Below are 13,141 nucleotides of genomic sequence, written 5' to 3'. Positions count from 1 at the left end.
CTGCGCCCATGCGCTCGCCCAGTTCTTCCACCGGCAGTTCTTCCACCGGCAGTAGATCCGGGGCCGCGTTCGGACTGAGCAGCGAAGCCCGCAACCTGCACTGGCTGCTCACGAACCTGGTCGAGGAGGTGCCCGGCCTCCTTTCGGTCGCGGTGGTCTCCTCCGACGGCCTGCTGCTGCTCTCCTCCGACCCCGCACGGAACAACGAAGACGCGGTGGACAACAGTTCAGGCCCCAAAGGGTCGAGCGCGGACCTCGCCACCATCGTCTCCGGCCTCGGCTCCCTCTGCATCGGCGCCGCCAAGCTGATGGACGCGGGGTCGGTCAAGCAGACCGTCGTCGCCATGGAAGAAGGCAGCCTCTTCGTGATGTCGATCAGTGACGGCTCACTGCTCGGCGTGCACGCGACCCCGGACTGCGACATGAGCGTCGTCGCGTACCACATGGCGCTCTTCGTCGGCCGCGCCGGGCATGTCCTCACCCCCGAACTCCGCAGTGAGCTGCGCCAGTCGATGGAGAGCGTCCGATGAGCAGTAAGCCCGGCAAGCTGCCGCAGCGCGGCGGCGGCAAACCCTCCCGCGTACGCCCGTACTCGCTCACCGGCGGGCGCACCCGCTTCGGGCACGTCCTGCTCGTCGAGACCTTCGTGGCCGCGCTCGAGGCCCCCGAGGAACGCCTCGAACTGCCGCAGGGCAACCTCTCCACCCGTGTCATGCCGGAGATGCGGGCCATCGTCGAGATCTGCCGCCGTATGCGTACGGTCGCGGAGATCGCCGCGCTCCTCAAGATGCCGCTCGGCGTCGTCCGCGTACTCCTGAGCGACCTCGCAGACCAGGGAAAGATCCGCGTGTACGGAACGGGCCACGGCCCGGGACAGCCGGACCGCGCACTGCTGGAAAGGGTGCTGAGTGGACTCCGCCGTCTCTGAACTCCGCCACCCGGGCCCCGACCCGGACGAGAACCTCCAAGCCTGGCAGACGGACCGCACCCGGGCCCCGATCGCGACGAAGATCGTGGTGGCGGGCGGCTTCGGTGTCGGCAAGACGACCCTGGTCACCGCGGTCTCCGAGATCACGCCCCTCCAGACGGAGGCGCTGATGACGCAGGCGAGCGAGGACACGGACGACCTCACGTCGACCCCGGACAAGACCACGACCACGGTCGCCATGGACTTCGGCCGGATCACGCTCGACGACGACCTGGTGCTCTACCTCTTCGGCACGCCGGGCCAGCAGCGCTTCTGGTTCATGTGGGACGACCTGGTGCGCGGCGCGATCGGCGCCGTGGTCCTTGCCGACACCCGTCGCCTCTCCGACTGCTTCCCGGCGCTCGACTACTTCGAGAGCTGCGGACTGCCGTACGTCGTGGCCGTCAACCACTTCGACGGCACCGAGGAGTTCGCGCCCGCGGACGTCCGTGACGCCCTGACGATCCCACCGCACATACCGGTGCTGATCATGGACGCGAGACAGCGGATCTCGGTGATCGAGTCGCTGCTTTCGCTGGTGGGCCACGCGCTGGCAGCAACCCCCGAGTAGTAGTTCTTGCCGTTCTTGCCGTTCTTGCCGTTCTTGTAGCTCTTGTAGTTCTTAGCTCTTTTTGTACGTAGGAGAAGCAGCCGTATGCGGAAGATACTCGTCGTCGGAGCCGGTCAGGCCGGGCTCCAGATAGCACTCGGACTCCAGTCGCAGGGGTACGAGGTCACCCTGATGTCCAACCGCACGGCGGACGAGGTCCGGTCCGGCCGTGTGATGTCCACGCAGTGCATGTTCCACACGGCGCTGCAGAACGAGCGCGACCTCCAGCTGAACTTCTGGGAGTCCCAGGCCCCGAAGATCGAGGGCCTCGGCGTCTCGGTCGCGGGCCCGGATTCCTCCCGTGTCATCGACTGGGTGGGCAAGCTGGACGGGATCGCCCAGTCCGTCGACCAGCGCGTGAAGATGGCGGGCTGGATGGAGACGTTCGCGCAGCGCGGTGGCCAGCTGGTCATCCACGGCGCGGCGGTCTCGGACCTCGACTACTTCTCCCGCACGTACGACCTGGTGCTCGTCTCCGCGGGCAAGGGCGAGCTGGTCTCGATGTTCGAGCGGGACGCGTCACGCTCCCCCTACGACGCGCCGCAGCGCGCGCTGGCGGTCGCGTACGTCCACGGGATGGGGCCGCGCCCCGAGCACCCCGAGTTCGACGCGGTGCGGTGCAACCTGGTGCCTGGCGTGGGCGAGCTCTTCGTCATGCCGACCCTGACGACGTCCGGGCGCGCGGACATCCTGTTCTGGGAGGGCGTACCGGGCGGCCCTCTCGACGTCTTCCAGGGCATCAAGGACCCCTCGGAGCACCTGGCGCTGACCCTCGAACTCCTCGAGAAGTTCACGCCCTGGGAGTACGCGCGGGCGACCAAGGTCGAGCTGACGGATGCGGGCGGCACGCTGTCCGGCCGTTACGCGCCGACGGTGCGCAAGCCGATCGGGCAGCTGCCGGGCGGAGGCCTCGTCCTCGGCGTCGCGGACGTGGTCGTCGCGAACGACCCGATCACGGGCCAGGGCTCCAACTCGGCGTCGAAGTGCGCGGCTTCGTACCTCTCCTCGATCGTCTCCCACGGCGACAAGCCGTTCGACGAGGCGTGGATGCAGTCCACGTTCGACCGCTACTGGGAGACGGCACAGCACGTCACCAAGTGGACGAACGCGATGCTTTCGCCGCCGCCGGAGCACGTCCTGAACCTGATCGGAGCGGCGGGCCAGCTACAGCCGGCCGCGGACAGGTTCGCGAACGGCTTCAACGACCCGTCGGACTTCGAGAACTTCTTCTACGACCCGGAGAAGACGGGGGCGTACCTGGCGGGGCTGACCGGTTAGTCGCCCCGGCACAGGCCCTCACGCGGGGGGCGGCTCCGTCGAGCCGTACCCCGCGTCGCCGCCCGCCCTCGCCCCGCGCGGCAGCTTCGGCGGGGCGTAGTGCTTCATCGCCTTGGCCGAGGGGTCGGGGCGTACCGCACCCAGCAGGGGATTCGAAGCGATGGGGGAGACCTTGACGTGTGCCCCGGGCCGGGGGGCCTGGATCACCATGCCGTTGCCCACGTACATCGCCACGTGCGTCGCCTTCGGGAAGTAGACGACCAGGTCGCCGGGGCGCAGCTTCCGGAGTGAGACCCGGCGCAGTTGGGCCCACTGCTCCTGCGACGTCCGCGGGATCACCTTGCCCGCCGCAGCCCATGCCTGTGAGGTGAGACCCGAGCAGTCGTAGGAGGCGGGGCCCTCCGCGCCCCACTTGTACGGCTTGCCGATCTGCCGCACCGCGTAGTCCAGCGCCTCGTCCCCGCGCCGAGAGGGCGGACGCGTCGCCGGCGAACCGGCGGAGCCGCCCAGGGAGCCCGACGCGAGGAACTTCCGCTGCGCGTCCGCCGTGCCCGTCTCCTCCGCCCGCGCGAGGTCCGCGAGCTGCTCCGCGCTCAGCGAGGAGAGCAGCTCCTCGACCTCCTTCAGCTGCCCCTTGACCGTGTCCCGTGCTTCCTTCTGGCGGGCGGTCAGGGCGAGTTGGGTCTCCAGGGCGCTACGGGCCGAGGCCGCGAGCGTGGTTGCCCTCTTCTCGCCGCTCTCCAGGCGACGCACCGCCGCGGCCCGCTCCGCCGCCACCCGCCCGATCACATGACCCTGGTCGAGCGCCTGCTGTGGATTCCGGGCCAGGAGGAGGCGGACGTAGGGGGAGATCTGCGTGGTGCCCTGGTACTGCTGCCGGGCGAAGAGGCCCGCCTCGCCCCGGCCGTCGTGCACCGAGGCCCGTGCCTTGGCCAGGCCGCCGTTCAGGCGGGTTACCTCGGTGCGCTGTTTCTTCAGTTTCTCTTCGGCGGCGTTGTACTTCTCCGTCGACTCCTCGGCCTTCCGGTACAGCTCCTGAAGGTCCGTCAGGAGTTCGGAGACCGGGCGCTCACCGGAGCCGCCCGGCTCCGGGACGCCGTACGCGGGGGGAGTCGTCGCCAGCAGGGCCCCGACCGCCGCTCCCGCACCGACCCACCGCAGCAATCTGCCTGACATGCCATCACCTCCGGTGCGTGACGGCGGTTCCGTCCCGCACCGGGAGCATCAGCCGTGCGGGCGGGGTCCGCCTCCGGAGGGGAGGGGGTGGCGCAATGCCTTCACTCGTCCAGGGGGTGACGGCGCGTCACCCTTGCCCTGGCGGGAACCCGGCAGGGCTCAGCCCGTCCCGCCCGGCTTCGACCACGGCCACTTCAGGCCGGTCCCGGCCTGGTCGCCCTCGGGGTCGTACTCGTACTTCCAGCCCGGATGCAGCCCGAGCCGCTTGCCCGCCGCCTTGGCCACCCGGCGGTACACGAGCACCGTGGGGGTGCCGCCCGCCTCGTCGGGGACCGGGACGCGGTACACCTTCGGGGGGTGGCCGGTCGGGCCGAGCAGGATGGGCAGTACGCGGCCGTCCAGGGGGCCACCCACAAAGGGGGTGTCTTCGCTCTTCACCCGGCCAGTGTCACAGCAGATGGCCCACCGTGCGTCACAGCAGGTGCGCCGCGTCGCTCACCACGGGCAGCACGCGCCGCGCGAGCGAGCCCGCCGGGCCGTCCGCCGTCTCCATGGCAAGCGCGCCCCGCACCGCCTCCGCGGTCTGCGGGTCGCGGCCCGCGGAGGCCACCAGGACCGCCATGAACTGCTCGACGAGCCAGTCCCGCAGTTCGTCGAGCGGCGGCTGCTTCTCCTCGTCCAGCCAGATCAGGGACGCCGCCTCGACGGAGGTGATCCACATCCGCACGGTCATCCGGAGCCGCGGGCCCCTGGCCCCCACGACCTCCAGGTGGGCGAGTATGTGCTCGGCGGCCGTCCTGCGCACCTCGTCCACTATCGCGGTCGTACGCGAGGTCTCCACGACGCTGCCGCCCTGGAGCAGCGCGCTGAACCCCGCGTCGTGCTGGTCGACGAAGGCGAGGTAGCGGTCGAGGGCGTTGGCCAGGCGCTGGGTGAGCGGGCCGTCGGGCGGCTCGGCGAAGCACTGCTCAAGCTCATCGGCGGCGGACCGCAGCGCGGCCTCGTACAACTGCTGCTTGCCGCCGGGGAAGTAGCGGTAGACGAGCGGCCGTGAGACCCCGGCCGCCTCCGCCACGTCGTCGAGGGACACCTCGTCGGGCGCGCGCACCGCGAAGAGGGACAGGGCGGCCTCCTTGAGCTGCCGCTGCCGCTCTTCGACACTGAGGCGCCGGTACGCGCGGGTGGGAGCAGGCGAGGTCATGCCCCGCAGCGTATCCGCCCTTCGCCCTTTCGAACACGCGCCCTGGAACCCTCCGTACCCTCTTCGCTACGCAACCGGCCCCGAGCTCCACGCCGACGGCCCCGAGCCCTACGCGAGCAGCCCCGAGCTCTTCCACAGCCGTCGCCCCGCGCCCCGCAGCACCCCGATGTCGTCCAGGAAGTCGGTGAGCCGCTTCGCTCCCGTCTGCATGATCTCCCGGCGGTGGGCGCTCGCCTTGACCTGCGCCATGGCCTCCCGCTTGTCCAGGCCCACGTTCGTGTAGACCTCGGGGTTGATGAAGGCGATGGAGAAGACGCGGGCGAACTCGCCCGACGTGAGGCGGGTGAACTCCTGGGACCAGCGCGGTGCCGTCACCATCTGGCGCCGCAGCTCCTCACGGGCGTACCGCACATGGCGCGCCTCCTCCACGACGTGGATCCGCGTGACGCCGCGGACGAGGGTCTGGACGCGCTCGTCGGGGAACGTGAGGCGCTGCATCCAGTCGAGGATCTCCTCGCCGAGCAGCGTCGCCGTGAAGGAACCCGGCGTCGTCGAGATCGTCTTGAAGAGGCGGCCGAGGTTCCGGTGCACGGTGCTGACCGGGTAGTACGGGGTGTCCCCGCGGGTGATCAGGCGCGCGAACATCTTCGAGTGCCTGCACTCGTCCTCGATCTCGGTCAGTGCGTACCGCACGTGCGAGCTCGTAGCCGGCTTGTCGTAGATGTGCCGTACGAGCAGCTGCATCAGGATCAGCTCGAACCAGATGCCGAGCGAGGCGAGCGCCGCGGCCTCGTGCTGGGAGAGCGCGATGCGCTGCTCCTCGCTCATCCGCTGCCACATGGGCGTGCCGTACAGGGAGAGCAGCTCCGGGGGCCAGAACCACTTGCCCTCTTCGAAGGGCGCCTCCCAGTCCAGCTCCTTGTCGGGGTCGAAGGAGTGCTTGGCGGACGAGTCGAGCAGTCGCTCGGCCACCTGCTCCCGGTCCTTGAGCAGTCCCAGCGCGTCCCGCAGCCCTTCGATCGCCGCGTCCTCCGTGATGGTCGTCATGACTTGCCCCTGCCTCGTCGTCTGCTTCGTCGTCGCAGTCACAGTTACCGGCGGTCACGACTTATGAGACTGCCTGTCAGCAAGGCAGTCAATCCCTTGCGCACGACTTGTTGACCCAGCGTCTACGAACGTGTGAGCCTGCCAACTACCAACCAGTACAAGACAGTCGAAGGCAGACGGGGGATTGCGGAGAGCCCGAGGTCAACTCTTAGGAGCCGTCAGTGTCCACGCACGAGTTGTACACGCACGCCCCGGACGACATCACCTGGCAGATACCGGCGACCGGCGCGGCCCGCTTCAGCTGGGAGTACGACGAAGGTCGCGCCCGGCTGCTCGCCCTCTACCAGAAGGGCAAGGACAAGCAGTGGGACGGCGCCAAGCGCATCGCCTGGGACCTGGAGGTCGACCCGTACGACCCCCTCGGCACCCCCGACGAGTCCATGTCGCTCTACGGCACCCGGCACTGGGACAAGATGACCGAGCGCGACAAGGGTGAGCTGCGCAAGCATTACGCCTCCTGGCAGTTCAGCCAGTTCCTGCACGGCGAGCAGGGCGCGATGGTGTGTGCGGCGCGCATCGTGGAGTCCGTCCCCGACCTGGACGCGAAGTTCTACTCGGCGACCCAGACCATGGACGAGGCGCGGCACGCGGAGGTCTACGGCCGCTTCCTGCACGACAAGATCGGGATGCTGTATCCCATCAACGACAATCTCAAGTCGCTGCTCGGCGACACCCTGCGCGACTCCCGCTGGGACATGCCCTATCTCGGGATGCAGGTCCTCATCGAGGGCCTGGCCCTGGCCGCCTTCGGCATGATCCGCGACACGACGGACAAGCCGCTTCCGAAGCAGATCCTCGCGTACGTCATGCAGGACGAGGCCCGGCACGTGGCCTTCGGCCGCATGGCCCTGCGCGACTACTACAAGCAGCTTTCCGACGCCGAACTGCGCGAGCGCGAGGAATTCGTCATCGAGGGCTGCTACTTGATGCGTGACCGGCTGCGCGGTGTCGAAGTGCTCGAGAACTTCGGCATCCCGAAGGCGGAGGCCGAGGAGTGCAGCGAGAACTCCGAATTCCTCGCCCTCTTCCGGCAGTTGCTCTTCAGCCGCATCGTGCCGTGCGTCAAGGACATCGGCCTGTGGGGCAAGCGGCTCCAGGAGGCGTACGTCGACATGGGCGTGTTCGAGATGGGCAACGCCAACCTCGATCAGCTGATGGCACAGGACGAGGAGATCGCCGAGAAGCTGGACGCGGAGCGGTTCGCGGAGGAGGAGGGGCAACGGGTCGCGGAGGTCGAGGACATGATCGCCTCCGGTGGCACGTCGGGCCCCTGACCGCCCAGGTGGTCGACCCCAGGTCAGGGACCGTCGATCACCGCCTCCATCACCGCCCTCGCGATCGGCGCCGCGCTCCCGCCCCCGCTGATGTCGCCCCGGTCCGCCGCCGCGTCCTCCACCACCACCGCGACCGCCACCGACGGCTGTGCGTCACCGGATTTCTGGGCCCAGGAGATGAACCAGGCGTACGGCGTGCCGGTGTTGTCCACGCCGTGCTGGGCCGTGCCCGTCTTGCCGCCGACCGTCACGTCGGGGATCGCCGCGTTGGAGCCCGTGCCCTCCTCGACGGCGCCGGTCATCAGCTCCCGCAGCTGCATCGCCGTGGCTGGGTTCATGGCTTGGTGGAGGGTCTCGGTGCCGGTGTTCTCCACCACGTCGCCGTCGTCGGTCGTGGTCTCGTCCACCAGGCTCGGGGACTGGACGGAGCCACCGTTCGCCACCGCCGCCGAGACCATCGCCATCTGGAGCGGCGTCGCTCTCGTGTCGTACTGGCCGATCGAGGAGAGTGCCAGCTGGGCGTCGTCCATGTGGGTGTCGAAGTTGCTGGCCGCCACCGATGACGGGATCTTCAGGCCGCTGTCGTTGAAGCCGAAGTTCTCGGCCGTGCCCACCATGGCGCTCAGCCCGGTGTCCGCGCCCAGCTTGGCGAAGAACGTGTTGCAGGACCACTCGAAGGCATAGCGCAGGGTCGCGTTCGTGCAGCCGTCGACCTCGTTCGTCAGCTGCGTGGAAGTGCCGGGCAGGGTGTAGGGGCTGGGGGACTTGGTGGCGGCGTCCAGGTCCGTGACCTTGCCCGCGTCCAGGGCGGCCGCCGCCGTCACCACCTTGAACGTCGAACCGGGGGGATACGTCTGGCGGATGGCCCGGTTCAGCATCGGCTTGTCGGTACTGGAGTTCAGCGACGACCAGGACCGCGCCACCGACTCACTGGTGCCGGAGAGCCGCTCGGGATCGTATGAGGGGGTGCTGACCAGAGCGAGGATCTTCCCGGTGGAAGGATCGATCGCGGCGACCGCGCCCTTCTTGCCGCCGAGCCCGGAATAAGCGGCCTGCTGCGCTGCCGCTCTGATGGTGGTCCGCACCTTGCCGCCGGGGTTCTGGGCGCGGGTGATGTCGTTCCACAGGGGGATCGGGGCGAGCATCGGGTCGGTGCCGGAGAGGATGTCGTCCTCGGCGTTCTCCAGGAGGGTGGTGCCGTAGACCTGCGAGGCGTAGCCGGTGACCGGGGCGTACAACGGGCCGTTCTTGTACGTCCGTTCATAGCGGAGCTGCTCCCCGGTGTCCTTGGATCCGGTGACCGCGCGGTCGTCGACCATGATGTCGCCGCGCGGCTGGCCGAAGCGGGCGATGGCCTGGCGGCGGTTGGCGGGGTTGTCGTCGAGGGAGTTGGACTGCACGACCTGGACGCGGGTCGCGTTCACGAGCAGGGCGATGAGGAGAAGGGCGCAGAAGGCGGCGGCGTGGCGGATGTATCGGGTCATGCGGCCTCCCCTGGCGGCCCTGGCTGGCTGCGTGCCGAGTCGCTGAGCCGGATCAGCAGCGCCACGATGATCCAGTTGGTGACGACCGACGAGCCGCCCTGTGCCAGGAAGGGCATCGCCATGCCGGTCAGCGGAATGAGCCCCGACACCCCGCCCGCGATCACGAACACCTGGAGCGCGACGATCGAGGCGAGCCCCACCGCGAGCAGCCGCCCGAAGGAGTCCCTCAGGGCGAGCCCCGCCCGGAAACCGCGCTCCACCAGGAGTGCGTAGAGAAGGAAGATCGCTGTCAGACCCGCGAGGCCCAGCTCCTCACCGGCCGTCGCCAGGACGAAGTCGGACTTGGCGGCGAAGCCGATGAGGATGGAGTGCCCGGCCCCGAGCCCGGTGCCGAGCATCCCGCCGGCCGCGAACGCGAAGAGGGACTGGGCGAGTTGGTTGGGTCCTTCTCCCGCGTCGATGGAGGCGAAGGGGTGCAGCCAGTCCTGGACGCGACTGTGTACGTGGGGTTCGAGCGAGCCCACCGCGAACGCACCGACCCCGGCGAGCACCAGGCCGACGGCGAGCCAGCCGGTGCGCCCGGTGGCGACGTAGAGCAGGATCACGAAGAGCCCGAAGAAGAGCAGTGACGTACCGAGGTCGCGCTCGAGGACGAGGACCCCGACGCTCAGCAGCCAGATCGCGACGATCGGGCCCAGCACGCGCCCGGTCGGCAGTTGGAGCTTCGTCAGCTTCCACACCGTACGGCCGGTGTAGGCGAGGGCGTTGCGGTTGGCGGAGAGGTAGCTGGCGAAGAAGATCGCGAGGAGGATCTTCGCGAACTCGCCCGGCTGGATGGAGAACACGCCGATCCTGATCCAGATGCGGGCGCCGTTCACGGCCGGGAAGAAGATCGGCACGATCATCAGGATCAGCGCGGCCACGACGGAGATGTACGCGTACCGCTGGAGCACGCGGTGGTCGCGCAGGAGGACGACGACGGCGATGAAGAGCGCCACGCCGACCGTGGACCAGACGAGTTGGGTGAGTGCCGCCTCGTCGCCGGGGGTCTCCAGGTCGAGCCGGTAGATCAGGACGAGGCCCAGGCCGTTGAGGAGCACGGCGATCGGCAGGAGCAGCGGATCGGCGTACGGCGCGCGGAAGCGGACCGCGAGATGGGCAAGGAGCGCGAGCACCCCGAGCCCGGCGCCGTAACCGACGGCGCCGGGCGGGACGGAGCCGCTCTTGGCGAGGCCGACGTCGCAGTAGCCGTAGACCGAGAGCAGGACGGCCACGACGATCAGGGCGACTTCGGTGCCACGGCGCCGGGGTACGCGAACAGCGGGGACGGAAGGTGGTGCCGAGCTCGCTGTCGTTCCGGTCATGCCCGGAACGTAGCAAGCGATAGGCTCCAATGTCCGTTTATGTCACCGTGCGCTGGTGGTGCGTCAGGACGTCAGCGCGTCAGCACCAGCGCGGCGCCGGACCGATGTTGGCGATGTAGTGCGCGGCGCCCCAGGCCCAGGTGCCGTCGGTGAGCAGGTACCAGCGGTTGTTGCCGCTCACGTGGTCGCCGGTCGTCTTGCAGAAGATGGAGACGACCTTGCCGTACGGCTCGCTGCGGATCACCTGGCTGCCCCGGGTGGGGGCGGTGCGAAGCAGCAGTCCGGACTTGGCCGTGATCCGGCCCTTGTAGATGCGCGGGTGGTCGTTGTTCGCGCCGTCGGCGGCGACGGCGGGGCCGGTGATGGTGAGCGCGGCGAGTGCGCCACCGGCGGCGAGTATGCCGAGCCGGGCGATGGTCGCGGTGGGCCGAAGGGACATGGGGCCTCCTCTAGGGAAGGGGCGGATGCGTGCGGCCCGTAGCCCGTAGGCCCTGAAGCAGGGGTACATATGGGTCGTAGGTCGCAATTCACAATAAAATCAGCACGCTGCGCACGCAAAAGGTCACGCGGCGTCAAACCGCCCCTTCGGCACCCTTGGCGGCGGCCCCCGCGGACTCTTCGTACGGCAGCGTCAGGGTCGCCACCGCCCCGCCGTCCGTCGCGTTCGCGAACGTGAGACGCGCGCCGAGCACCGCCGCCTGGCCGAGCGCGATCGTCAGGCCGAGCCCGTGCCCCTTGGTCGTCCCCTCCGTGCGGAACCGCTGCGGCCCGTGCTCCACCAGGTATTCCGGGTACCCGTCGCCGTGATCGCGCACGGAGACCACGGGCCCGTCGACGGTCACCACGATGGGCTCGCGCCCGTGCTTGGCCGCGTTGGCGATGAGGTTTCCGAGCACCCGCTCCAGGCGCCGCCGGTCGGTCACCACACAGACATCGCGCACGAGGACCAGCTCGGCCAGGGCTCCGGAACCCCGCACCGCGCGATCCGCCAGTGGGGCGAGATGGTGGTCGTCCAGGTCGACATGCTCGCTCTTCGCGTCGAGCCGGGAGATCTCCAGGAGGTCCTCGGTGAGGGTGCGCAGGGCGGCGACCCGGTCACGCACCAGCTCCGTCGGGCGGCCGGGCGGCAGCAGCTCGGCCGCCGCGTGCAGGCCGGTCAGCGGGGTGCGCAGCTCGTGCGCCACGTCCGCCGTGAACCGCTGCTCGCTCTGGAGCTTGCCCTGTAGCGAGGACGCCATCGTGTCGAGGGCGCCGGAGACCGCCGCCACCTCGTCCTGGCGGCGCGACGGCTCGCGGGTGCGCGGGTCGTTCACGCGGGCGTCGAGATCGCCGGTGCTGATCCGGCGGGCCACCGTCGCCGTCTGGTGCAGGCGCCGCGTCACGCGCGTCACGGCGAAGGCCCCGACCAGGAGCGTCGCCCCGATCGCGAGGGCCGAGGAGCCGAGGATGGCCCGGTCGAGCCCGTCGATGGTGCGGGCGCCCTGGGCGTAGTCGACCTGGACGGCGATGGCGCGCCTGCCCGCGGCGGGCCCCGCGGCCCACATCGTCGGCGTGGAGTCCTGTGCGTCGACCATCGTCCCGCGCTCCCCGCCCACCGCGAGCTCCCGCAGTCCGGCGGGCAGGCCGGGTGGGTCGACACCCGCGCCGGGGCCGAGCCGGTCGCCCGCCTCGAACGCCTCGGTGACGTCGTCGAGCCTGCTGAGTGCGTGGTCGCGGGCCTGGCCCACGGTCTGGTTGGTCACCGAGACATGGACGAGCGCGCCGAGCAGCGCGGCGAGCGCGCAGCACATGACGGTGATGAAGACCGCGGCCTTCCAGGTCAGCGTCGCCGTCCAGGCGGGGAACCGCGGTCTGCGCGGCTGCCGGTCGCTCATGGGGTGCCGCTCGGGGAGGGTTCCGGTTCCGGTTCCGGTGTGCGCTTGGGCACGGGCTTGCGGTCGGGCTTCGTCGTCGGCGCGTTCGGGGAGCGTACGATCTCGTCGCTCGTCGGCAGCATGGTCTTCTGGTGGGAGTCCCAGGACCAGACGGTGCGGTACTCGTATCCGGGCAGGCTGGAGACGGCACGGACGATCACTTCACGCCCTGCCATCTCGACGCCGAGCACCGCGTCCCCCATCTCCATGATCTGTATCAACTTCCGCTCGTCCAGGGCGTAGGCGCGGATGTCCAGGTTCTGCTCGGGCAGCCGGATGCCGACGATGAGGTCGTCCTTGCCGTCGCCTGTGAGATCGCGGTAGTAGGCGTTGAGGACGGGACACTCGGCGTGGTCGGCGGCGTCCGCGTGGGCGCCGCCGCAGGCGTCGAACTTCTGGACCGTCTTCTTGTACGCGGAGTCCGAGCGGCTGTACGTCCCCGGATGGGCGTCGAAATCAGCCTTCGCGACGGCGGTCGGGTCCGCCTTGCGCAGATCTCCGCCCGGTACGTCGACGCCCTTGACCGGCAGGCTCTCTATGGCGCCGTAGTCCTCGGCGGGAGCGGACGGCGGCGGCAGCCGGGGCCACAGGCGGGTGGGCCCCTCGACGGTGGGCGTCGGCCCCGCGCCTTGCAGCCCGCCGGGATCGCCACAGCCGCCGGCCAGCAGGGTGGCGGACAGGACGAGGGCTGCGGTGAGCGCGGCCCGGCCGGCGGCACGGCTGCGGTTCACTGCACTCCTGCCTGCCTGCGGCGGGGCCGCCGGGGG

The 13,141-nt window shown here is 69.9% G+C and carries 14 protein-coding genes; 5 read left to right on the top strand and 9 right to left on the bottom strand.

Translation table 11 applies throughout. The features are described 5' to 3' along the window. Positions 1-8 precede the first annotated feature (8 nt). The 4 genes from ACGFSB_RS29505 (at position 9) to ACGFSB_RS29490 (ending at position 2,855) form a co-directional block, all read left to right on the top strand. Positions 9-530 carry a roadblock/LC7 domain-containing protein gene (locus ACGFSB_RS29505; RefSeq protein ID WP_393405515.1) on the top strand — a complete coding sequence of 174 codons (522 nt, stop codon included), beginning with the start codon at positions 9-11 and terminating at the stop codon, positions 528-530. Beyond that, positions 527-928 (top strand): DUF742 domain-containing protein, encoded by a 402-nt coding sequence (locus tag ACGFSB_RS29500; protein WP_393405513.1) that lies wholly within the window; start codon positions 527-529, stop codon positions 926-928. Before ACGFSB_RS29505 ends, ACGFSB_RS29500 begins: the two co-directional genes overlap by 4 nt. Then, positions 909-1,538 carry an ATP/GTP-binding protein gene (locus ACGFSB_RS29495; RefSeq protein ID WP_393405511.1) on the top strand — a complete coding sequence of 210 codons (630 nt, stop codon included), beginning with the start codon at positions 909-911 and terminating at the stop codon, positions 1,536-1,538. The genes ACGFSB_RS29500 and ACGFSB_RS29495 overlap by 20 nt, the downstream gene beginning before the upstream one ends. Before the next feature lie 84 nt (positions 1,539-1,622). Continuing rightward, complete coding sequence (locus tag ACGFSB_RS29490; RefSeq protein WP_393405509.1) at positions 1,623-2,855, top strand: styrene monooxygenase/indole monooxygenase family protein; 1,233 nt, start codon at positions 1,623-1,625, stop codon at positions 2,853-2,855. A gap of 18 nt (positions 2,856-2,873) precedes the next feature. Here ACGFSB_RS29490 and ACGFSB_RS29485 read toward each other — a convergent pair whose 3' ends face one another. The 4 genes from ACGFSB_RS29485 to ACGFSB_RS29470 all read right to left on the bottom strand — a co-directional run bounded on the left by ACGFSB_RS29485 (position 2,874) and on the right by ACGFSB_RS29470 (position 6,279). Further along, on the bottom strand, positions 2,874-4,031 hold the full coding sequence (locus ACGFSB_RS29485; RefSeq protein ID WP_393405507.1) for an NlpC/P60 family protein: 1,158 nt from the start codon (positions 4,029-4,031) through the stop codon (positions 2,874-2,876). Between the two features lie 159 nt (positions 4,032-4,190). Further along, a complete protein-coding gene (locus ACGFSB_RS29480; protein WP_393405505.1) occupies positions 4,191-4,469 on the bottom strand; it encodes a hypothetical protein in 279 nt (92 codons plus the stop codon). 34 nt (positions 4,470-4,503) lie between these two features. Continuing rightward, on the bottom strand, positions 4,504-5,232 hold the full coding sequence (locus ACGFSB_RS29475; RefSeq protein ID WP_393405503.1) for a TetR/AcrR family transcriptional regulator: 729 nt from the start codon (positions 5,230-5,232) through the stop codon (positions 4,504-4,506). Between the two features lie 108 nt (positions 5,233-5,340). Beyond that, a complete protein-coding gene (locus tag ACGFSB_RS29470) occupies positions 5,341-6,279 on the bottom strand; it encodes a diiron oxygenase (protein ID WP_393405500.1) in 939 nt (312 codons plus the stop codon). 221 nt (positions 6,280-6,500) lie between these two features. Here ACGFSB_RS29470 and ACGFSB_RS29465 point away from each other — a divergent pair, with 221 nt between their 5' ends. Then, complete coding sequence (locus ACGFSB_RS29465; RefSeq protein WP_393405498.1) at positions 6,501-7,613, top strand: ferritin-like domain-containing protein; 1,113 nt, start codon at positions 6,501-6,503, stop codon at positions 7,611-7,613. A gap of 23 nt (positions 7,614-7,636) precedes the next feature. On the opposite strand, the gene ACGFSB_RS29460 is transcribed toward ACGFSB_RS29465, so the two are convergent. The 5 genes from ACGFSB_RS29460 to ACGFSB_RS29440 all read right to left on the bottom strand — a co-directional run bounded on the left by ACGFSB_RS29460 (position 7,637) and on the right by ACGFSB_RS29440 (position 13,105). Then, positions 7,637-9,097: a peptidoglycan D,D-transpeptidase FtsI family protein gene (locus ACGFSB_RS29460; RefSeq protein WP_393405496.1), complete on the bottom strand. Its 1,461-nt coding sequence runs from the start codon at positions 9,095-9,097 to the stop codon at positions 7,637-7,639. Continuing rightward, positions 9,094-10,461, bottom strand: coding sequence for an FtsW/RodA/SpoVE family cell cycle protein (locus ACGFSB_RS29455; protein WP_393405494.1), 1,368 nt, complete (start codon positions 10,459-10,461; stop codon positions 9,094-9,096). The genes ACGFSB_RS29460 and ACGFSB_RS29455 overlap by 4 nt, the downstream gene beginning before the upstream one ends. Positions 10,462-10,540: 79 nt before the next feature. After that, positions 10,541-10,900, bottom strand: coding sequence for an SH3 domain-containing protein (locus ACGFSB_RS29450; protein WP_393405492.1), 360 nt, complete (start codon positions 10,898-10,900; stop codon positions 10,541-10,543). A 133-nt stretch (positions 10,901-11,033) separates the two neighbouring features. After that, positions 11,034-12,335 carry an ATP-binding protein gene (locus ACGFSB_RS29445; protein ID WP_393405490.1) on the bottom strand — a complete coding sequence of 434 codons (1,302 nt, stop codon included), beginning with the start codon at positions 12,333-12,335 and terminating at the stop codon, positions 11,034-11,036. Then, a complete protein-coding gene (locus ACGFSB_RS29440) occupies positions 12,332-13,105 on the bottom strand; it encodes a hypothetical protein (RefSeq protein ID WP_393405488.1) in 774 nt (257 codons plus the stop codon). The genes ACGFSB_RS29445 and ACGFSB_RS29440 overlap by 4 nt, the downstream gene beginning before the upstream one ends. Positions 13,106-13,141: the final 36 nt, after the last annotated feature.

Source organism: Streptomyces sp. NPDC048441, assembly GCF_043200235.1.
Lineage (GTDB): Bacteria > Actinomycetota > Actinomycetes > Streptomycetales > Streptomycetaceae > Streptomyces.
The sequence above is the reverse complement of the archived record's forward strand: the minus strand, read 5'-3'. Positions and strand labels throughout refer to the sequence as shown.